The sequence below is a fragment of the Psychrobacillus sp. NPDC096426 genome (assembly GCF_044762745.1).
Classification (GTDB): domain Bacteria; phylum Bacillota; class Bacilli; order Bacillales_A; family Planococcaceae; genus Psychrobacillus.
In genome coordinates this window covers 82,866-102,718 of sequence record NZ_JBIWEX010000006.1, presented here as the reverse complement: position 1 = coordinate 102,718, position 19,853 = coordinate 82,866, and the positions used below count along the sequence as shown (strand labels likewise).

Annotated in this window: 18 protein-coding genes and 2 riboswitches; of the genes, 6 read left to right on the top strand and 12 right to left on the bottom strand. The window is 37.3% G+C overall.

Translation table 11 applies throughout. From position 1 onward, the window contains the following. Positions 1 to 5 precede the first annotated feature (5 nt). A complete protein-coding gene (locus ACIQYS_RS06970; RefSeq protein WP_402976679.1) occupies positions 6 to 482 on the top strand; it encodes an SRPBCC family protein in 477 nt (158 codons plus the stop codon). Between the two features lie 38 nt (positions 483 to 520). On the opposite strand, the gene ACIQYS_RS06965 is transcribed toward ACIQYS_RS06970, so the two are convergent. Together ACIQYS_RS06965 and ACIQYS_RS06960 are read right to left on the bottom strand one after the other, a co-directional pair. After that, on the bottom strand, positions 521 to 1,126 hold the full coding sequence (locus ACIQYS_RS06965) for a class I SAM-dependent methyltransferase (RefSeq protein WP_402976676.1): 606 nt from the start codon (positions 1,124 to 1,126) through the stop codon (positions 521 to 523). 489 nt (positions 1,127 to 1,615) lie between these two features. Beyond that, the gene (locus ACIQYS_RS06960; RefSeq protein ID WP_402976673.1) at positions 1,616 to 2,689 is read right to left on the bottom strand and encodes a CapA family protein; all 1,074 of its coding nucleotides are present in this window, start codon (positions 2,687 to 2,689) and stop codon (positions 1,616 to 1,618) included. A gap of 157 nt (positions 2,690 to 2,846) precedes the next feature. On the opposite strand from ACIQYS_RS06960, the gene ACIQYS_RS06955 reads away from it, so the two are divergent. From ACIQYS_RS06955 to ACIQYS_RS06945, 3 genes are read left to right on the top strand one after another with little or no spacing between them, the layout of a single operon-like run. Continuing rightward, positions 2,847 to 3,587, top strand: a complete 741-nt coding sequence (locus ACIQYS_RS06955) for an ABC transporter ATP-binding protein (RefSeq protein ID WP_402976670.1) — start codon at positions 2,847 to 2,849, stop codon at positions 3,585 to 3,587. Continuing rightward, on the top strand, positions 3,565 to 4,671 hold the full coding sequence (locus tag ACIQYS_RS06950) for an ABC transporter permease (RefSeq protein WP_402976667.1): 1,107 nt from the start codon (positions 3,565 to 3,567) through the stop codon (positions 4,669 to 4,671). Before ACIQYS_RS06955 ends, ACIQYS_RS06950 begins: the two co-directional genes overlap by 23 nt. Positions 4,672 to 4,683: 12 nt before the next feature. Continuing rightward, complete coding sequence (locus tag ACIQYS_RS06945; protein WP_402976664.1) at positions 4,684 to 5,328, top strand: TetR/AcrR family transcriptional regulator; 645 nt, start codon at positions 4,684 to 4,686, stop codon at positions 5,326 to 5,328. Positions 5,329 to 5,385: 57 nt separating this feature from the next. On the opposite strand, the gene ACIQYS_RS06940 is transcribed toward ACIQYS_RS06945, so the two are convergent. The 4 genes from ACIQYS_RS06940 to ACIQYS_RS06925 all read right to left on the bottom strand — a co-directional run bounded on the left by ACIQYS_RS06940 (position 5,386) and on the right by ACIQYS_RS06925 (position 9,663). After that, positions 5,386 to 6,150, bottom strand: a complete 765-nt coding sequence (locus ACIQYS_RS06940; protein WP_402976661.1) for a PHP domain-containing protein — start codon at positions 6,148 to 6,150, stop codon at positions 5,386 to 5,388. Positions 6,151 to 6,241: 91 nt separating this feature from the next. Next, entirely contained in the window at positions 6,242 to 7,066 is an 825-nt protein-coding gene (locus ACIQYS_RS06935; RefSeq protein WP_402976658.1) for an energy-coupling factor transporter transmembrane component T family protein, read from the bottom strand. Further along, positions 7,041 to 8,795: an ABC transporter ATP-binding protein gene (locus tag ACIQYS_RS06930; RefSeq protein ID WP_402976655.1), complete on the bottom strand. Its 1,755-nt coding sequence runs from the start codon at positions 8,793 to 8,795 to the stop codon at positions 7,041 to 7,043. The genes ACIQYS_RS06935 and ACIQYS_RS06930 overlap by 26 nt, the downstream gene beginning before the upstream one ends. Further along, positions 8,785 to 9,663: a DUF8171 family membrane protein gene (locus ACIQYS_RS06925; RefSeq protein WP_402976652.1), complete on the bottom strand. Its 879-nt coding sequence runs from the start codon at positions 9,661 to 9,663 to the stop codon at positions 8,785 to 8,787. The genes ACIQYS_RS06930 and ACIQYS_RS06925 overlap by 11 nt, the downstream gene beginning before the upstream one ends. A gap of 182 nt (positions 9,664 to 9,845) precedes the next feature. On the opposite strand from ACIQYS_RS06925, the gene ACIQYS_RS06920 reads away from it, so the two are divergent. Then, a complete protein-coding gene (locus tag ACIQYS_RS06920) occupies positions 9,846 to 10,679 on the top strand; it encodes a MurR/RpiR family transcriptional regulator (RefSeq protein WP_402976649.1) in 834 nt (277 codons plus the stop codon). Positions 10,680 to 10,724: 45 nt separating this feature from the next. Here ACIQYS_RS06920 and ACIQYS_RS06915 read toward each other — a convergent pair whose 3' ends face one another. The 6 genes from ACIQYS_RS06915 to mtnK form a co-directional block, all read right to left on the bottom strand. After that, positions 10,725 to 11,915, bottom strand: a complete 1,191-nt coding sequence (locus ACIQYS_RS06915; RefSeq protein WP_402976647.1) for an MFS transporter — start codon at positions 11,913 to 11,915, stop codon at positions 10,725 to 10,727. Positions 11,916 to 12,165: 250 nt separating this feature from the next. Next, positions 12,166 to 13,188, bottom strand: coding sequence for an ABC transporter permease (locus ACIQYS_RS06910; protein WP_402976644.1), 1,023 nt, complete (start codon positions 13,186 to 13,188; stop codon positions 12,166 to 12,168). Then, positions 13,163 to 14,668 carry a sugar ABC transporter ATP-binding protein gene (locus ACIQYS_RS06905; protein WP_402976641.1) on the bottom strand — a complete coding sequence of 502 codons (1,506 nt, stop codon included), beginning with the start codon at positions 14,666 to 14,668 and terminating at the stop codon, positions 13,163 to 13,165. The genes ACIQYS_RS06910 and ACIQYS_RS06905 overlap by 26 nt, the downstream gene beginning before the upstream one ends. A 64-nt stretch (positions 14,669 to 14,732) precedes the next feature. Then, positions 14,733 to 15,809 carry a sugar ABC transporter substrate-binding protein gene (locus ACIQYS_RS06900; protein ID WP_402976638.1) on the bottom strand — a complete coding sequence of 359 codons (1,077 nt, stop codon included), beginning with the start codon at positions 15,807 to 15,809 and terminating at the stop codon, positions 14,733 to 14,735. After that, complete coding sequence (mtnA, locus tag ACIQYS_RS06895; protein ID WP_402976635.1) at positions 15,806 to 16,861, bottom strand: S-methyl-5-thioribose-1-phosphate isomerase; 1,056 nt, start codon at positions 16,859 to 16,861, stop codon at positions 15,806 to 15,808. The genes ACIQYS_RS06900 and mtnA overlap by 4 nt, the downstream gene beginning before the upstream one ends. After that, positions 16,858 to 18,048, bottom strand: coding sequence for an S-methyl-5-thioribose kinase (gene mtnK, locus ACIQYS_RS06890; protein WP_402976632.1), 1,191 nt, complete (start codon positions 18,046 to 18,048; stop codon positions 16,858 to 16,860). The genes mtnA and mtnK overlap by 4 nt, the downstream gene beginning before the upstream one ends. Positions 18,049 to 18,121: 73 nt before the next feature. Continuing rightward, positions 18,122 to 18,278, bottom strand: a riboswitch (SAM riboswitch). A gap of 175 nt (positions 18,279 to 18,453) precedes the next feature. After that, a riboswitch (SAM riboswitch) is annotated at positions 18,454 to 18,559 on the top strand. A 74-nt stretch (positions 18,560 to 18,633) separates the two neighbouring features. Between mtnK and ACIQYS_RS06885 the strand changes: the two genes are divergently transcribed. After that, on the top strand, positions 18,634 to 19,848 hold the full coding sequence (locus ACIQYS_RS06885) for a 2,3-diketo-5-methylthiopentyl-1-phosphate enolase (RefSeq protein WP_402976629.1): 1,215 nt from the start codon (positions 18,634 to 18,636) through the stop codon (positions 19,846 to 19,848). The last annotated feature ends 5 nt before the right edge of the window (positions 19,849 to 19,853 follow it).

Sequence of the window (19,853 nt, the reverse complement as noted above, 5' to 3'; positions counted from 1 at the left end):
GACAAATGATCGCAACGATTCAAAAAGAAAAAGATATTTATGCAGCTCGCTACGAACGAAAACTCCATCATTCAGTAGAAGAAGTTTGGGCTATGTTAACGGAAAATGATAAGTTGCAACAATGGTTTATAGAACTTCAAGTCGTGGATTTACGTCAAGGGGGGCTTATCAAGTTCGATATGCAAGATGGAACTTTCATTGATATGCAAATTTTAGATTATGAACCTTTAAAAACTCTAGCTTTTGAATGGGACAAAGACATTGCCCGATTTGAATTATCATCTGTTTCTGATGGCTGTCAATTAACTTTCATCGAAACGATGACATCGATCACAGAACATACAGCAAGAGACCTAGCAGGCTGGCACGTCTGCTTGGACGTAATTGAAGCATTATTAGACGATAGGTCAATAGCTAGAAAAGAGGAATGGGAAGTCTGGTATGTGAAATACAAAGAGCTTCTCGATAGACTTGTAAAATAACATTTAGTAAGCACCTTTCACGTTGAGAGGTGCTTTTATCATTCATATCGGTAAATCATAAACCGTTCATTCGTATTTTGTATATATAATTCCGGCACCCTTACTTCCTTTAACAACTCAAATGCAGTATTCACTTCCATAAACCGTATGTACTCTATTGTCGGATAATAAAGTATAACATCGACTGAACGCGGATAGCGTTCGGCCGATAAAAGAATATTATGGATAACCTTTTGAAAAATTTGAATAGAGAACGGATTAAAGAAATAAAATCGATTATCTTCTGGTTCTATATCATACCCTTCGGCAAAAATATGCTCAAACCGAATAGATGACCTTGAATGCTTTGCTCGCTCCATGTACTTATTTAAATTTTCTAAAGCCTCCTGATAAAGTTGTCCATTCATCTCCACCCCTGTTGCAGAAACATGAAGATGGTGATGAATATAAAACGGAAACCTTCCTTTACCACAACCGAAATCTACAAATTTATCATTACTTCCGCAGTCGTATGCATCAAATAGAGCTTCCAGCGCCTTATAAGGAGTTGCTTCATAGCGATTGTAATGTGCGGATTGATGTTGCCATTCCCGAACTCCTTCTGTTTTTATCCGTAATAACCGATCATGATCTTGTTCTTTCATGGTAGGCCTCCTCTTTCAAAATATAGAGATAGTGCGTCTTAGCAAGTTGAATAAAGTGTCCGCAATGGTTTTCGCTACAGGGAGGACGCTTTCCGCGGGGTGAGCGATGAAGCTTGCTGAGTATTTAATTTCTCACTTTAAAACAAAAAGGTTTATTAGAAAAGCAGTAAAAATCCACTATAAGGCTAAGGCCAGTTAATTATCATTGAAAGCAACCATTTCTATGTTGAAGGCAACTAAATTAGCATGAGAGCAACCAATTCCCATATTGAAGAAATTACTAATAGAAAACGACAATTATTGGAATGTAAAATTGCATTATTAGATGATTCATCTATGTTAATGCTAATTAGTCAGCGTATTTTTGTTGATTGAAGCGCAAGGCGGCGACTCCGGCGGGAACAGCGCGAGCTGAAGCCGTGCCCGCGAAAGCGTCCGCCTGGAGCGGAAATCCAAGCGATAGCTTCCTCAAGACACAATATTCTTAAATCACTCACCAAATACATGCTGCTGTACCCATTTGTCCGATTTCCCGATTTCATTTTCAACATTATCTAACAGATTTACTTTAAATGGCTCTCCTCTTACAACAGCGGTAGATACAAAACCTGGATTCTCTATGCTTAACACTTGTTTACCATTAATAGTTTTCTTTAATATTTCTAATTTGGCAATCCCGCCAATATTCGTATTCTCCTTGGTTTGCGCGGAAAAAAAGTTTCCTAGCGAATAAAAAACATGTGCTCGGTGACCACTACTTGTCGTAATCATCTCATATGGTTGAATGACATGCGGGTGATGCCCGAAAATAATATCCGCTCCCGCATCTGCAATCGTATTTGCAAGACTTTTTTGTTCTTCATTGGATTCCAGCTCATATTCCGTTCCCCAATGCATACTTACCACGACAAAATCAACTTTTTGCTTGAGCAAACGAACATCTTTTACAATTCGCTCTACATTGATACGGTTTACTAAATAGTCTTTACCAGCTGGGGTTCCATGATCATTCGTACCGTATGTATAACTAAGAAATCCAAAGTCAATATTATCTACCTGCAAGATACGATCTGTTTGTAAATCATCGAATGATTCGTATGCACCAATATAAGGCATGTCAACTGTTTTCATATGATTAATAGCTGCTAATACTCCCTGTTCATTTTGGTCGAGCGTGTGATTATTAGCCATCGATATCATATCAACACCAACCGTCTTTAAGTCATCAATAATATGCGTGGGACTAGCAAAATCAGGATACCCTGATAGTCCAAACTCAACACCGGCTGGGATAGATTCTTGATTAGCTAGTAGTATATCTAATGATTCTAGCTCTTCCCTAATAGGATCAAATGAGGATAGAAAGCTTTTATAATTATACAGTGGATGATGCAACAAAATATCTCCAATCATACCGATTTCTATCGTATCTTCCCGATAATCGATATGAAATGTCGAATAATGTTTCCCGTGGAACTTTTCATGAAAGGGTTCTTTTATTTGCAGGTTAAAATAAAATAAGACCGAAATCAGTATAACTAGCAATGAAATTAATGTTTTCATAGAAGCACCTCCCTCTTAATCATCTACTTTTTTTTTGAAGTTTTATGCGCTCTTTTCATTGTATCTTTTATTTTTCCAAACCGCTATTGACCTATTATAAATTAAGCATATACTAAAAGTGAGTAATCACTCACTTTATAAATAGGAGGTTTTATACATGACTTCGACTATTGTATTAGAACAAGTAAGTAAAAGCTTTGGCAAAAAGAAAGTGTTAAATGACATTAACTTTAGCGTAGAGGCCGGGCAAATATTTGGATTAATCGGTCCTTCTGGTTCAGGCAAAACAACATTAGTGAAAATGATTGTAGGAATGGACCAACCTTCCACTGGCCAAGTGCAAGTGCTAAATACGCAAGTGCCCAATTTGAGTTTATTACAAAGTATCGGTTATATGGCACAAGCGGATGCTCTTTACAACGATTTGACTGGTAAAGAAAATCTTGCTTTTTTTGCGTCTCTTTATAAATTGAACAAAGAGGTACAAAAAAAGCGAATTGCGTATGCTGCCGATTTAGTGGACCTAACTCCTCATCTTACTAAAAAGGTTCAGAACTATTCCGGCGGCATGAAGCGAAGATTATCACTAGCCATTGCATTAATACACGATCCACAAATATTAATACTAGATGAACCTACTGTAGGAATTGACCCAGAGCTTAGAAAGTCTATTTGGGAGGAAATAAATCGGTTCAAAAACGAAGGGAAAACAATTGTAATAACGACACATGTAATGGACGAAGCGGAAAAATGTGATCAGCTTGCGATGGTTAGAGATGGAGAAATAATATCGAGCGGTTCTCCCGTAGATTTGAAAAACCGTTATGACATTAACAGTTTAGAAGAAGTATTTTTGAAAGCAGGAGGTGAAAAAAGTGAGAACAATCGCTTTAGTTAAACGGGTTTGTATCCAAATGATACGAGATAAACGAACACTTGCGTTAATGATGGTCGCGCCTTTAGTCATTTTAACGTTGTTGCATTTCTTACTTTCCTCTGAAACAACTAACCCAAGATTAGGCGTAAATGGTGTAGAAGAAGTTCTGCTGGATGAACTAAAAGAAAAAGAAATAGAAATTATCCAATTCGAACAACTAAAAAATCCAGGTCAACTTATTAAGGATGAAAGTTTAGACGCTGTACTTCAAATAGAAGGAGACCAAATGAACTTAACCATTACAAATGACGATCCTTCTAAAGCAAAATTGTTACAAACGAAAGTGATGCAAGCTATTTCTACCGTAAATGCAAAAGAACAAGCAACTAATTTATCCAAATTCGTTGAAGATATCAGGCACCAACTGCCAAATGCACCAATAAATATAAATCAAGGAAAAACGCCAGAAATAAATACTTCTTATATTTATGGGAGTAGCGACACTACTTTTTTTGATCAATTAAGCCCTATTCTAGTCGGTTTCTTTGTATTCTTCTTTGTCTTTCTCATTTCAGGAATTGGGTTATTGAGGGAACGAACTACTGGAACGCTTGACCGATTGATGGCAACACCCATTCAAAGAAGAGATATTGTATTTGGCTATTTAATCGGATACGGTTTATTTGCAATCATTCAAACAATAATCGTTGTTTTTTACGCTACGAAAGTATTGGATATTATGCTTGTTGGTTCCCTTTGGAATGTGATCTTGATTAATTTATCACTAGCGCTTGTTGCATTATTGCTTGGTATTTTACTGTCGGCTTTTGCGAATTCCGAATTTCAAATGATGCAGTTTATACCGATTGCGATTGTTCCCCAAGTCTTTTTTGCAGGGATCCTACCGTTTGAAGGAATGCCCGAATGGATGCAAATTGTTGCGAAGTGCATGCCAATGTACTATGGTGGAAATGCGCTAGTAGACGTGATGTATAAAGGTTTTGGTTTAAGTGATATTAAAAACGAACTCTTTGTATTATTAGGATTTGCCATTGTATTCATTGTGTTAAATATACTCGCTTTAAAGAAATATCGAAAAATTTGAAAGGAGTACCTAATGTCCGAAGATGAAGTAATGTTACAACAATTATTTGAAGAAGAAAAGTTAACCGAAAAGCAAAAAAAGATTATTATTGCTGCTATAGAATCATTTTCCGAAAAAGGGTATGCTGGAACTTCTACTAATGAGATCGCGAAAAAAGCGGGGGTAGCAGAAGGAACTATTTTTAGACATTATAAAACGAAAAAAGAGCTGCTTGTTTCGATCGTCGCTCCCCTTATGACAAAGCTAATCGGCCCATTCATTGTAAATGATTTTCATAAAGTACTTGATCGTCCCTATGAAAACGTAGAAGATTTTTTAAGAGCGGCGATTAAAAATCGAAGCGACATTATTAAAAAGATGCTTCCCGTTATTAAAATTGTAATACAGGAAATACCATTCCAACCAGAGTTAAGAGAACAGTTTATAGAACAAGTGGCTCGAAAAACTTTCGATCATATTTTGCAGGTCATTAAAGGATATCAAGATAAAGGGCAACTAATCGAAATGCCGACATTTAGCGCAGCTAGGCTTGCTATTTCGAGCATATTCGGCTTTTTAATTTCCCGATATATTTTCTTTCCAGACAGCGAATGGGACGATGAACTCGAAACAGAGCGTACTGTTCAATTTATTATGCACGGGTTAGGAACAAAATAGTTAAAACAAAACACATGACTTCAGCCATTACTGGTCTGTTATCATGTGTTTTTTCATTTACTGAGCTATTTTTTCCATCTTTTCTTTTAATGCTGCTTTCATCTTCTGTGCCGCTTCCACTTTCGTATGAATGTCTGATGAAATTTCGATTTTATAACGTCCTGTAGTGAGTAATTCTTTTATTTCATTTACATTGCTACATTCCGACTCTAAAATATTCACGACACTTCCATATTGCAAACTTTGATGTGTGTCACTACCACCAACTACAGGTAGACCTAGTTCCTTTGCAAACGGATATACTTTATCAGAATTACCGTCTACACCCTGTTCGTGTAAATCCTTTCCATTTAAATCAAATGCATTTAATTGTTTTAATAAATTATCATCAATTTGGTGGAGCGGCGTAGTCTCACGGAAAGGATGTGCACCGATTTTCAATAAATTAAATTTCGATGCTTCTTCTAATAGTTCCGCAAAAGGGATAAAGTGATCCTTTTCCGTATAAGTATTCAATTTAGCACGAAGTCCACGTATATCTTCTCTACTACCAATCATTAAAATATGTCCTTTTTCCCTAATATCCACTTCCATTCCCGGGAAGACCTTTACACCATTTACTTCATAATACTGCTCGACATACGGAAACTCATTATCTAGCGTATCGTATACATCTGAAAATCGGTGTGTATTAAAATGTTCCGTAAGTGCAAAACCATCTAAACCATTTTCTTTCGCTGCATTTACCATATCGATAAAATACTCAAGTGAAAATTCCACTTTCTTTGATAACTTTCCGTGTGTATGAAAATCTATTTTCATTTTAGGCTCTCTCCTTGTTGATCAAATTCACCTCGGCGAATTTGCATTCATCTCACCACTTATAGGAGTGGGAGACTTCTACTGAACGAAGTTAAAACTGATAAATGGTTCCTATCCAAAATACGAATAATACATAGACAATGGAGCCCACTGTAAAGAAATAATCTCTATTTGTAAAAGACATATATGCAAGTTTTAATTTTTTCACCTTTGGGTTTGAAGCTGAGTAACTAAACCCTTTTGTTTCTAGTGCTTCTACTGTTGTCCTAGACCTTTTTGCACCATTTAATATGAGCGGATAAAAAGACATAATAAGTATTTTCATAAAATAATAGATAGATCTCCAATATAAAAACCCTTTGGAATGGGGTGCTTTTCCGCGTAGTCGATATGATAAGAAAATCTGGTGAAATTCTTCCATTAGCGTTGGTAAAATACGATAACCGAACGCAATACTAAAAGAAACTTGTGCTGGCATACCTAAGCTAAGTAAACCATCACTAAACTTTTCAGGATCGATGCTGGAAAATACAGAAATACTCGCTAACGAAATAATGGCTAGTTTCACCGTTAGCCAAAACATCGGTGTAACAGACTCAAATCCTCCACCAAAAAATAATGAAATAATAAACAAAAAACCAATTTCACTTAACAAACCTGTACATAAAATAATTAATATGAGCGGACTTGTTCGAGCTATGATTGTTGTACATATGGTAAACAGCAGAAGACCTGTTAAAATCGTTCTATTGTGAAGGAACCAAGGTACAACACCAAAAAACAAGTACCATCCAATAAGTGTACGTGGATCTAGTCTTGCTAAAAAGGTATCACCATTTCCATATGCCGTTTTTAATAGCTCTTCCTTCACATATTCAACGGATAATTTCTCACGCATACTCCTTGCATAATCCAAGATTCACTCGCTCCTTACTCCCTAACCAATACTCCGTAAATTCTTCTACGGTATAACATAATGGATGCATATTTAACTCTCGACTTAGTTGTAAAATTTGAGGACTTTCAAGCCCGGCCTGCATTAATAGTGCTTCATCTTGAAATACGCCTCTTCGATCAGCATCCCGAATAATTTCCCCTTGATTCATGACAATTACGCGGTTAGACCACTCTGAAACAAGCTGCATATCATGTGTAGCAATAATGACTGTTTTGACATGTTTTCTTAACTGAGAAAGCATGAAAATCATTTGTTTTTTGGTTGCAATATCTAAATTAGCTGTTGGCTCATCTAGTAGTATAATTTCAGGATTCATCGCTGCCCCAATTGCTAAGGATGCTCTACGTTGTTGTCCACCACTTAGAAGTCGGCCATCTCGGTCTTGGATTTCAGTAAGCGAAAAATCCTCTATTAATTGGCTAACTACTTCATCATAGTTTGGAACCTTCCTTACTTTTAAAAAATACTCAATATCTTTTCGCACCGAGTCATTGATGAACATTTCCTCTGGATTTTGATATACATAGGCTACGACTTCACTAAGTTTTTCTGGTGTCATTTTTCTCGTAGTTCTATTTTTAACGAATACTTCGCCCTTATTTGGTTTCATAATTCCAGTAATTAGTTTAATAAGTGATGACTTCCCTGCACCGTTATTTCCAACTAACGCAACGAGGTCACCTGCTTGAAACGAAATATTAATATTGTATAATACTTGTTTAGCTGTTCTTTTAAGCGTTCTGTAAGAATGGTGCACATCCCTAAATTCAATAAGGGTTTCACTTTGGTTATCTAAACATATCTCTACTAATGGTTCACTTAAAGTTGCTACATGCGCAATACTTCGATTAGATACAGAAAAATGAGTGACTGCTTCGTCGAGTTTTATCGGAAAAATATTCGTTGATCCGTCCACTTTCAAAGAATGAGCCACTTGTGTAACTTGTGGTGGGTAGATTTGCCGTGCCATCAATTCATCTACTTGCGACAACGCTTCTTGTACCGGCTTTTTCCAACGTAAGCTACCTTGATCCATTAACACAACTTGAGTGCAATAATTTGCTATAAATTCGGTATGGTGTTCAATGACTATAATCGTCATATTGTATTTAAAATTTAATTCTCTTAATATGTCATATATTCTTTTAGCGTGATTCGGATCGAGCTGGGCAATAGGTTCATCCACAATAAGGATCTTAGGCTTCATAGCAAGTGCCCCTGCTAATGCGAGGAGATGCTTTTGTCCGCCGCTTAACTGCCAGATGAACTCATTGCGAAGTGAAGAGAGCCCTGTTACTTCAAGGGCCCATTCTCCTCGCTCTTTGTAATCTTGCAAACCGTAGTTTAATGGTACAAAACAAACATCATCTATGACAGTTGGTCGTAATAGTTGATTTTCAAAGTCTTGGTATACATAACCAACATTTTGGGAAAGCTCGGATACGGAATGATCTGCCGCAGTTAAACCATTCACGATTACTTCTCCTTCAAAATCACCAACGTAAAACTGCGGAATTAGTCCATTAAACGTTTTACATAAAGTCGATTTTCCTGATCCATTTCCACCAATAATAGCTGTAAACTCGCCAGGATTTATGGTTAAGTTTACATTATTTAATACAGGCATTTCTGAACCTGGATAGGTAAACGTAACTTCTTTCAGCTCAATGATTGGTTTAACCGACATTACTAACATCTCTTACGTTTTTCTTATTTTTGGATTTATTTAACATGATTCCTATTGTGAAAATAGCAATGATTGCTGCCACTCCAATAACAATCCATATGAATGCATCACCGAATGTTTCTAAGAAATCTGGTTCCCAAACGCCAATATTAATATCAGATTCGGCCATAAATTCCGTCACAATTGCAATAGCAGCTAATACAACACCAATTACAACTAATCTTGGAGTAATGAGTTCATTCAATGAGTATTGAACTTTATTATCCCTAGGTTTCATACCAAGTAAAGGTTCAATTTTCCCGTAAAGTCGAGGAACTAAATACAATGTTGGTAGTAGGGCAAATAAGATTCCCGAAAACAGTAAGTCATTAAAGAATGCAACACCTTCTACAATTAGTACACTTTGCGCTAATCCTTCTACTGCTTCTAACTCTTCTATTCCAACCCAAACTTTCCCCATATCTACTATTGTTCCAAGCAGATGGTGGACGATTAACCCTGACATGACAGCAATACCAACTTGCAATCGATTTAATGGATTTCTAACTAAAATTCCTGCAATGTACATTCCTAAAGAAAATGTAATGAATTTTTCTATCTCTCCTATTCCACCAAACTGGCCGAGCATTAGTTCACCAAAGATAATTTCACCTAATGCTGCTCCAACTGCTGCATATAGTGGATGGAACAAAATACATAATGTTAGTGGGATGAATGCAAAATATTCCACTGATAATTCAATAACACCGAGCTGCACTGATGGAATTAGTTCTGTAAACATGTTCGAAAGACCGTAAAGCGACATAGATAGAATAAAGACCATCATTTTTTGCGATTGCGTTAATTGATAAGCACTCTTTTTCGTCATTGTTAACTCCTCCTTTTATAACAGAATCGTATCAAGCAGTTGTTAACGGAATGTTAAGACAATATAAAACGTATGTAAATAAATTTTCAATAATATTTGGATGAAAAATATTTTTCATAAAGAAAAGAAATATGATACACTTACTTCAACAGAGAAAACCGCTAGCGTCAGGAGTGAACGAGATGTATCAATTAGATTGGAACTTAGAAGAATTAACCCCCCATCAAAAAACAATTGCAGATTATGTTCAAAAGAATATTCATGCATTGCTTTATACAACGGAATCAGAAATCGCGGAGCAACTGAGTTTAAGTAATGCTACCGTATCACGTTTTTGGAAAACAGTCGGATATGAAAATTTCAAGGATTTCAAAAACCATTTAAAAGAACAGACCGAAATTTCTCCCGCAAATAAACTAGAAAATATTTTAAAACAAGTCGAGTCAAACGAAATGCAAAATAAGCTGCTAGCACAAAGCTTGCAGCATTTACAAGAAACGCTTCTCTACTTTTCTTCGGAGACTTTTCAACAAGCTATCGACCTTTTAAGTAATTCCAACAATATTTATATATATAGTCCTGGTCCATCCGAAGGTCTCGCCAATCTAATTCAATTTAGACTCTCACGGTTCGGTCTATCTATCCACTTGATGCCTAAAAGCGGACATGAAATTTTTGAAACACTCGTTCACATGACGAACAATGATACGATATTAATATTCGGTTTTGTTCAATTACACCCAGAGACAAAAGTAATATTAGATCATTCCAAAACGATTGGATGCAAATCAATTGTAATAACAGATAGGCTCATTTCGGATTTTAATACAAACGCCGATATCGTTTTATACGCAAGTAGAGGAGAACTATGGGAGTTTCATTCAATGGTTGCTCCAACTTTTCTTATTGAGAATTTAATAATTGCAGTAGGAATGCAAAAAAAAGAACACTCTATTGCAAAGCTTGAAGAATTGAATGAATTGAGAAGGAAATACAAAGATATATTGCCTAGATAATCTGTAAAAAAGGTGTTCCCAAAATGTTTTGGGAACACCTTTTTTCTATCGTCGAATATACACGTATAAAAATCCTCCAGCGCTTAACAACCGGAGTGCTGAGCTAATATACATTGCCATGTTCATACCTAATTGATCCAATAACCAAATACCAATTTGTGGTGCAATGAATGCAACAAAGGCCAGCAAGACGTTGTACGTCGTTATACAATACGTGCGAGACTGTTCGGGAGACTTCTCTAACAATAGATTAAATAAAATCAATACTGTACCAGATAGAAAGAATCCTGAAGTCGTTTGGATAAGTGTTAAATAATACAAGTTTGTAGAGAGCACTACTAAAAAAGGAGTTGTTGCCATACCAACTGCCGCCCATATAAAAATGCGTAAATTGGAATACTTATCTGCCCACTTTTTCCAAAGGGGAAATGTTAAAAATTGCATAAGCATACTACCAACTGAAAACATACTAATCCAAAAGATTGTTGCTCCAGCTACCCGAACATTGTAAATATTAAACAAACCCCATGCTGACTGCCAAGCAAAGTTAAAAAACAGCGCTGCTACTAAAAACCAAACATAATTGGCATCTTGAAAAATACTCCAATCCATGGACTTCTTCTTTATTTGACCACTATCTATTGGTACGACGTCCTCTTCATGTTTCAATAAGAAAAATACTTCCAATAATCCAAAGCCAAAAGCAATTGCAAACAAAATCTGATAGGCAATTATGCTTTCAGAAGCATCTCTCATTAAAATCCCAACAAGCAATGTTGACACTAAACCGATCATCGTCAGTAAGCGATTGCGGTCACTGAAAAACTGTCCTCTTCTAGACTCCTTAATCATTCCACTAATTAATGTTTGCCAGCCAACATTTGCTACCGTATTCGGTACACTAATGAAGGCAATAATGGCCAAAAATACCCAAGCCTGAAGAGAAGAAGAAGGTAAATAAACAACAAGTACGATTAACAAAAACATTAACCTAGCTAATAACACAGACATTGCCACTAATTTCTTTTGAGCGTTTGCTCGGTTTAATAACACTGCTGCCGGTATTGTCATTAACAACGCGATGAGTGGGGGCAATGAACTAATTAATCCAACCTGATAGTTAGTAGCCCCTAATATTGTAATCGCGAAGATTGGAAAAAAGTTATTTGAAAAATTAAGCGCTATAGTCGAAGCCATTCCATGATAAATACTAATCTTTTCATTATACGTTTTCATAAATTCCACCCATTCCAAGATCAAATACGCCTCGGCGTATTTGCTCCTGCGCAAGCTCGTCGCAGAAAACAGTGCGCCCAGATTTTTCTCGAGCTTGCTCGAGAAATTCCTCTAAAAATCTGTGGCATCCGCCGGAGGCTTTAACTTTATTCAGTAGGGGTTTTTATACCCCCACTGAATAAAGTTAAAAAGGATATGCTAGAATTATATACTCGTATAAGAAGAAAACAAGTACTTCGGGACACAAAATTTATCCTGTTTGGCTAAATCTTTTTTTCGCGTAAACATACGTCACAGCAAGTGCTGAAACTAACACGGCACCTTTAATAATATCGAATGCGTAATAGGGCAAGTTCAAAATGGTTAAGCCGTTTAGTAAAATACCGATAACTGCTGCTCCAAAAAACGTTCCGATCGCATTTGGTTTCCCTGCCCCAAGAACGGAGTAACCGACAAAAACAGCCGCTACTGCTTCCATTAACATGGGTGCACCAGCATCAATTTGACCCGAACCGACACGTGCAGTAAACAATATGCCTGCCATGGAAGCAAACACACCAGAAATCACATATGCTGCAAATTTCACTTTACGGGTATTCACCCCAGACAAAGTCGAAGCTTCCGCATTTCCACCTGTCATATATAAAACTCGTCCCCAACGAGTATGGTGGAGTACTACATAAGCGATTAATACCATTCCTAACATGATCCATACGGGAACTGGCAAGCCAAGCATTCTTCCTTGACCAATCCAAAGAAATGCCTCCGACAACTGACCAGGAGCAGTACCTCCAGCAGTAAGTGGCATATTATTATAAATAGAATAACCTTCCGTGTATGTGCGATGAAATCCTGCAACGATATACATCATACTCAATGTTGCAAGTAAATCTGGAATTCCTAATACTACAATTAGAAAGCTATTAAGTACCCCTACTAAAACTCCTATTAAAATCGGTAAAATGATAACGAGCCAAAGTGGCATTTCATACCATACCATTAAAGAAGCTGTTACGACTGTAGACAACGACATCGTGGATCCAACCGACAGATCGAATCCGCCTACCACTAATGTAAAGGTAACCCCTAATGCGAGTAACGTAACAATAGATATCGAACGCAAAATATCTGTGAAGTTAGCATAAGTTAAAAATGCTTGACTAATGGAACTAAAATACAAAATAATGATGATTAATAAAGCAATAGCCCCGTACTTAAATAGAAATTGAATGCCACTTTCCTTCACTTTATTCTTCTTTCCCACCGCTTGCATACAACAAAATCCTCTCCTGGGTCGCATCTTCCCGTGAAAACTGCTTCACGATTTGACCGTTATACATAACTATAATGCGATCGGAAATACCGATTGCTTCTTGAATTTCGCTTGAAAAATAAAGACAGCCTTTTCCACTCTCCGCTAGTTTACGAATAAGCGCAAAAATATCTGCTTTTGCCCCAATATCAACGCCTTTTGTCGGTTCATCAAACAAATATAAAATGGAATCACGCGAAATCCATTTACCGATTACTACTTTTTGTTGGTTTCCTCCACTTAAATGAACAATTGGTGTATCCGTGTTGTCTGTTTTAATCTGTAATCGTTTAATAATATCCTTCGCAAAACTTTTTTCAGCGCTTTTATTCATAAATAATAGATTGGAAAACTTTCGTAAGTTTGGAAAAGAAGCATTCGTTTGCAATGATTCGTGTACGAATAGCCCTTCTTTTCGACGTTCTTCTGGAATAAGTGCCATCCCTGCACTAATAGCATCTTTCGGATGTGTCACTCTTAATTCCTTGCCTGAAAGTTTCACACTTCCATTTGTTAGTGGCTCTAAGCCAAATAATGTTTTCGCTAACTCCGTTTTTCCCGCTCCTACAAGACCAACAATACCAACAACCTCTCCTTCTGAAACAGTAAATGAAAGATTGTTTAACTTGTGACCGTCAGACAGTTCTTTTACATCCAGTAACGTTTCACCTAAAGGGTAATTTCTAGTATGTTGTTCTTGATGAAATGAAGTACCAAGCATTGCTTCAATTATATCCTCGGCAGTTGCATCTGCCGTTTGAAAAACGTCCACCAGCGTCCCGTCGCGCATGACGGTAATTTTGTCACTAATCTCAAACACTTCGGGAAGTCGATGTGAAATAAATACACAACTTACTCCTTGTGCTTTCAGATGTTGAATAACGGAAAACAGTTTAGTTGATTCATGAAGTGATAAAGGAGCTGTTGGTTCATCGAAAATAATTATTTTGGCTGAACTAACAAGTGCCCTTGCAATTAATACTAATTGTTTTTCTGCTAATGTAAGCTTAAAGGCAGGTTGTTGTACGGAGATATTCTCCGCTTGCAATTGTTGCAGTGCACTCCTCGCCTCTTTGTTTAGTTTCGGAGTGGAGATAAACAAGTTATTATGAGTCGCAATAGTATCAAGCATTATATTTTCAGCAACCGATAATTCGGGAACTAATGCTGTATCTACTTCCTGATAAACACAGTAAATTCCATGTTCTTTTGCTGCTTTTGGGGAACGTAGATGAACACCCTTACCATCTAATAAGACTTCCCCTTCATCTTGCTCATACACTCCCGATAAAATTTTCATAAGCGTACTTTTTCCTGCACCATTTACGCCTAACAATGCATGTACTTCCCCTTTTTCTAGGTGAAAATTTGCATTCTCTAGTGCTGTCACATTTCCAAATGACTTACGTATCGAATTCATCGAAAGAAAAGGATTTGCCACAAATATGCTCCTTTCTCAAAAAGAAGCTATCCTGTTTCAGGACAGCTGCTAGTAGTTGAGTTTATTAATTTTCCAACCCTTTTAATGCATCTGTATACCCTTGTTCACTTGCACCCCATCCTTCGACAAACTCATGTAAACTATTAGTCGTCACTGTTTCTTCCGGAAGTTTAGAAGCATCCACAAACACTGGATCTAGTACAACATTTGCTGTTGGATTTTCTCCGTTAATCTTTTGGAATAAGTAGCGTACTTGAATACGCCCTATATCCATAGGATCTACGGCAGCAGAAGCAACCCAAGGACTATTTTCTTTTTGAATCATTTGCAAATCTTCATCGCTCATATCAATACTGTACACTTTAATATCTGTTCTACCTGCCTGTTCAATCGCGCGAACTGCACCTTTTGCGAATTCATCCCAAGCTGCCCAAACTGCCGTAATATCTCCTTCATTTGGATATTGTTTTAATATGGCTTCCATTTGTGCTTGTGTATCTAAAGCAGTATTTGGTGTCGCCGCTCCAAAAGTAGCAATTTCTTTTATTCCCGGATTTTCCGATAAAAACTTCTCGTAAGCAACTTGTCTTTTTTCCATCGGGGCAAAACCTGCAACCCAAATTTTCACAATGTTCGCTTCACCATTTGCATCTTCCGATAATTTTTGTAATGTCATTTCAGCCATTTTTTGATCGCCTTGTTCTAATGTTGTTATTCCTTCTACATCGACACCCGCATCAAATGCTACTACTGGGATTCCTTTATCAATAGCATTTTGAACTCCTAGGTTTAACGCTTCTTTTGTACCATGATCAATTAATATCCCATCTAAGCCTTGATTTACTGCCGCATCTAGATTGGAAGCCATTTTTGCTAAATCACCTTCTGAGTTAAAAACGGTAACAGTGCCACCGAATTTTTCTACTTGTTCTTTAACACCTTCAATGTATTGTGCAGAAAAAGTACCAAGGTTTTGCTGTAAAATCAATGCAATTTTCTTGCCTACTAGTGGATTCTCTGACGTTTCTGTTTTGGTAGAAGTGGATGCTTCTTCCTTCGCATTCCCCTTTGGCTGACAACCCGTTAATATAATTCCGATGATCAATAAAATTGATAGTAACCAACTTGTTTTTGTCTTCATGATTCTTCTCCTTTTTGTGTACGTAGTAATGTCACAATATTTTTGTTGTATTCTGGATGAATGATTCCTTTTTCAGTTATGATTGCTGTTATTAAACGGCCTGGTGTCACGTCAAAAGCAGGATTATATACTCTTGTATTAGGAGGGGCTACCTGCTTCCCAGCAACATGCGTTATTTCTTCCGCTGGACGTTCTTCTATTGGTATTGCTTTGCCGCTTTCAATCGTTAAATCGAACGTCGAAATAGGAGCTGCTACATAAAATGGAATTTGATATGCTGCGGCTAATAAAGCCAAGTTAAGCGTTCCAATTTTATTTGCAGTATCGCCATTTGTAGCTATTCGATCTGCTCCAACGATAATAGCTTCTATCCCTTTTGCACTGATTGTATGTGCAGCCATACCATCTGTAATTAGCGTGACATCTACTCCAGATTGTTGAAGCTCCCATACAGTAAGTCTTGAACCCTGAAACACTGGTCTAGTTTCGCAAGCAAATACTTGAAACTTTTTTCCTTGTTCCTTACCAAGATGGAAAGGTGCTAGGGCAGTTCCATATTTCGCTGTTGCAATGGTTCCGGCATTACAAATGGTCATAACCTTTGTATGATTTCCAAGCAATGATAAGGCAAATTCACCAATTTTACGGCAAGAAGCTTCGTCTTCCTTGTGTATGCTAATAGCCTCTTCTAACAACCGTCCCTTCGCTTCCTGTACAGTTAAAGTGAGCGGTTTAGAACCTTTCAGACGCTCTAAAGCCCAAGCTAAATTGACAGCTGTCGGCCTAGACCCTGCTAAATACAAAGCATCCTTAACTAATAACTGCTGAAATTCATCCAAAGAATTTGTGTTGTAATGTTGTGCAGCTGAGGCTAATCCATAAGCAGCTGTTATACCAATTGCTGGTGCTCCTCGTACTTTTAACGTAATGATTGCATCGTATACATCTTCCAATGTTTCAAGTGTTAAGTATTCCACTTCTAGTGGTAGTTTCTGCTGATTCAATATTTCAAGCTTCTGATTGTTCCATTTGATAGATAAGGGAATACTCATTTGTGCAGCTCCTCAAGTAATTCAATTACCGCTTGTATAGAATTAATTTCTCTTCGTTTCAATATAAACACTTCACCTAACAGTAAAGCTTGTTTTTTCGAAACCGTTCTTTTTTCACCGTCTTCAATACCGTCCAAATCTTTCACATGTGCCAAACCGATTGTACGGCGTATTAACTCACAACCAGCAAAACCGAGTGTATCTTGGAAAACTTTCTCCAGAACATACGCCTTAAATCCTTTCGTATCTTTATACGATTCCACTGCCTTCGTATCCCAAAGTTTTGAAAACTCCGCAGAAAACACATCCCATGTTTCTGCAATATGGTGGAGGATTACCTCCCGTTGTTCCCCATCTCTTGTAATCGTTTGAACTATTAAATTAGCTAAAAATAATCCAACATCAAAACCAACCGGACCATAAAAGGCAAATTCAGGATCAATCACTTTTGTTTCCGTTTCACTCGCAAAAATACTACCTGTATGCAAATCTCCGTGAAGTAATGCTTCCGCTTCTGTCAAAAAACTTTTCTTCAATTTTGCGACTTCTAGCTTTAAAGGTTCATTACTCCAAATTGCTGCTACTGCCTCTCGTAAAGAAGGCTCAAAATCATTTGTTTCATGGTCAAAAAATGGATCGGTAAAGATGAGATCTTCTGTAATTTTACACAGTTCCGGATTAGAAAACTCGGAAACTAGTTTCTTTTTTTCAAATGGATGTAATGCAAAATCAGATGTATGAAATAGAGTTTGTGCTAGATATTCCCCTATATGGGATGCTAACTTAGGATAGGCTTCTAGACGGATCAACCCTTCCCGTGCAATAGTCAAATGTGATAAATCTTCCATCACTGTAATCGCCAATTCCTCATCGACTGCATATACTTTGGGCACTAGTCCCACTGCAAATTCTCCATGTTTTTGAAGTGCTTTTGCTTCAATTAGTGCACGCTTTAACGTGAGAGGCCAGCTTTCACCAACTACTTTTGCATACGGCAAAGCTTGTTTTAAAATGATTCCCTTTCCACTTTCTAATTCTTTGATATGAAAAACATAATTTAGATTCCCATCACCGATTTCACGACATTCCAACTCCGCGTCTTTTGGAAAAAGCTCCAGCCTTTTTGCGTATAAAATTGCCTTTTCTTCTGTTAATGATTCATACTCTTTTTTCGTAACTACCGTCATTCTTCTCTACCTTCCTGTACAAAATAAAAAGCCTCTTTCCAAAGAAAGAGGCGTAGAATAAGAGACTTCTCGCCTCTTATCTTTCAGAAAGTTCCCTTTCTGATGGAATTAGCACCGTGCCTTACGAGATGTTCATCTCGGCGCAAAAAAAGCGCCCCGTCTCACAACGGAATTACAGTCGGTTGCTGGGCTTCATAGGGCCATTACCCTCAGCCTGCTCTTGATAAGAGTGCTATTATTTGTAACTTTATATTGTTGATTTGAATCCTAACATAATTCAAAAAGTTCCGTCAACATATTTTTTAAAATTTTATAAAAATCTAAAAACTGTATTGACATTTTTCTTATTGCGTGAAATAATCGTTAGTAATTTGACAATAATAATAATTTCAATTGAATAATATTTTCTTATTTAGAGCAGGTGGAGGGACGAGCCCAATGATACCCGGCAACCGATTCATACTTTGAACACGGTGCTAATTCTTGCAGTCGGTTGACTGAGAAATAAGAAGTTGTTAACTATTTAACCTCTTCTTATTTGAAGAGGTTTTTTTAATTTGATTTTTTTAAAAGGGGATTGAAATTATGAGTGGAGTAACTTCAGTATATCAATTGTACGGAAATCCTGGATCATTCGAAAAAAAAGCAGAGGGCATCGCTTTAGGATTGACGATTGGCTCATGGACCGACCTACCTTTACTGGAACAAGAACAATTAAAACAGCATAAAGGGAATGTTGTTTCCATTACGCAGTTTGAAAATATACACCACCCATCTAAGACTGATCAAGTGAAAGCAGAGATCAAAGTAGAGTATCCTAGTGCCAACTTTTCAGCAGATTTGCCTGCCATCTTAACAACTGTTTTTGGCAAATTATCATTAGACGGGGAAGTGAAACTATTAGACTTAGAATTTTCACCGGAGCTTTTAGCAAAGTTTCCTGGACCGAGATTTGGTATCGAACATATTCGAAACATACTAAATGTACATGAGCGACCACTAATCATGAGTATATTCAAAGGGGTTATTGGGCGAGATATCGATTATTTAGCAGAGCAACTTCAACATCAAGCGCTTGGAGGGGTAGATCTTGTAAAAGACGATGAGATACTTTTTGACAACCCATTAACTCCTTTTGAAAAGCGAATAACAACTGCCAAAGAAGTGTTACGGCAAGTTTATGAAGAAACTGGACATCGAACGCTTTATGCAGTGAATTTATCTGGACGAACGTCGAAGTTAAGAGAAAAAGCTAGAAGGGCAAAAGAACTTGGAGCAGATGCTTTGCTACTAAATGTTCATGCATACGGGCTAGACGTACTACAAGAGCTTGTTGAAGATGATGATATTCAATTACCACTTATGGCGCATCCTGCATATAGCGGGGCTTTCACTTCTTCTCCATTTTACGGGGTCGCAACTTCCCTTTTACTTGGCAAATTAACGCGCTACGCAGGAGCTGATTTTTCGTTATTTCCTTCTCCGTATGGAAGTGTTGCACTCGAGAAAAAAGTGGCACTTACTCTAGGCGAAGAGCTAACAAAAGCAAGTTCTGTAAAAAGAACTTTTCCAGTTCCTTCTGCAGGTATTCATCCAAGTTTAGTACCTCTTTTAATGCAAGATTATGGAATCGATAGCATCATTAATGCTGGGGGTGGGATACATGGACATCCTACTGGTGCGATTGGCGGTGGGCTTGCCTTCAGACAAGCCGTGGAAGCTGTCCTAGCTGAAATTCCGCTTTCAGAAGCGGCAAAGCAGCATGTTGAACTCAAATCAGCAATCGAATTATGGGGGTAAGCATA

What these genes read in the sequence shown, in the direction of transcription:
- mtnK (WP_402976632.1), bottom strand. Translation starts at nt 18,048, where the DNA reads ATGACGGTAGTTACGAAAAAAGAGTATGAATCATTAACAGAAGAAAAG.
- ACIQYS_RS06965 (WP_402976676.1), bottom strand. Translation starts at nt 1,126, where the DNA reads ATGAAAGAACAAGATCATGATCGGTTATTACGGATAAAAACAGAAGGA.
- ACIQYS_RS06925 (WP_402976652.1), bottom strand. Translation starts at nt 9,663, where the DNA reads ATGACGAAAAAGAGTGCTTATCAATTAACGCAATCGCAAAAAATGATG.
- ACIQYS_RS06920 (WP_402976649.1), top strand. Translation starts at nt 9,846, where the DNA reads ATGTATCAATTAGATTGGAACTTAGAAGAATTAACCCCCCATCAAAAA.
- ACIQYS_RS06960 (WP_402976673.1), bottom strand. Translation starts at nt 2,689, where the DNA reads ATGAAAACATTAATTTCATTGCTAGTTATACTGATTTCGGTCTTATTT.
- ACIQYS_RS06940 (WP_402976661.1), bottom strand. Translation starts at nt 6,150, where the DNA reads ATGAAAATAGATTTTCATACACACGGAAAGTTATCAAAGAAAGTGGAA.
- ACIQYS_RS06885 (WP_402976629.1), top strand. Translation starts at nt 18,634, where the DNA reads ATGAGTGGAGTAACTTCAGTATATCAATTGTACGGAAATCCTGGATCA.
- mtnA (WP_402976635.1), bottom strand. Translation starts at nt 16,861, where the DNA reads ATGAGTATTCCCTTATCTATCAAATGGAACAATCAGAAGCTTGAAATA.
- ACIQYS_RS06945 (WP_402976664.1), top strand. Translation starts at nt 4,684, where the DNA reads ATGTCCGAAGATGAAGTAATGTTACAACAATTATTTGAAGAAGAAAAG.
- ACIQYS_RS06900 (WP_402976638.1), bottom strand. Translation starts at nt 15,809, where the DNA reads ATGAAGACAAAAACAAGTTGGTTACTATCAATTTTATTGATCATCGGA.
- ACIQYS_RS06910 (WP_402976644.1), bottom strand. Translation starts at nt 13,188, where the DNA reads ATGCAAGCGGTGGGAAAGAAGAATAAAGTGAAGGAAAGTGGCATTCAA.
- ACIQYS_RS06970 (WP_402976679.1), top strand. Translation starts at nt 6, where the DNA reads ATGATCGCAACGATTCAAAAAGAAAAAGATATTTATGCAGCTCGCTAC.
- ACIQYS_RS06915 (WP_402976647.1), bottom strand. Translation starts at nt 11,915, where the DNA reads ATGAAAACGTATAATGAAAAGATTAGTATTTATCATGGAATGGCTTCG.
- ACIQYS_RS06930 (WP_402976655.1), bottom strand. Translation starts at nt 8,795, where the DNA reads ATGTCGGTTAAACCAATCATTGAGCTGAAAGAAGTTACGTTTACCTAT.
- ACIQYS_RS06955 (WP_402976670.1), top strand. Translation starts at nt 2,847, where the DNA reads ATGACTTCGACTATTGTATTAGAACAAGTAAGTAAAAGCTTTGGCAAA.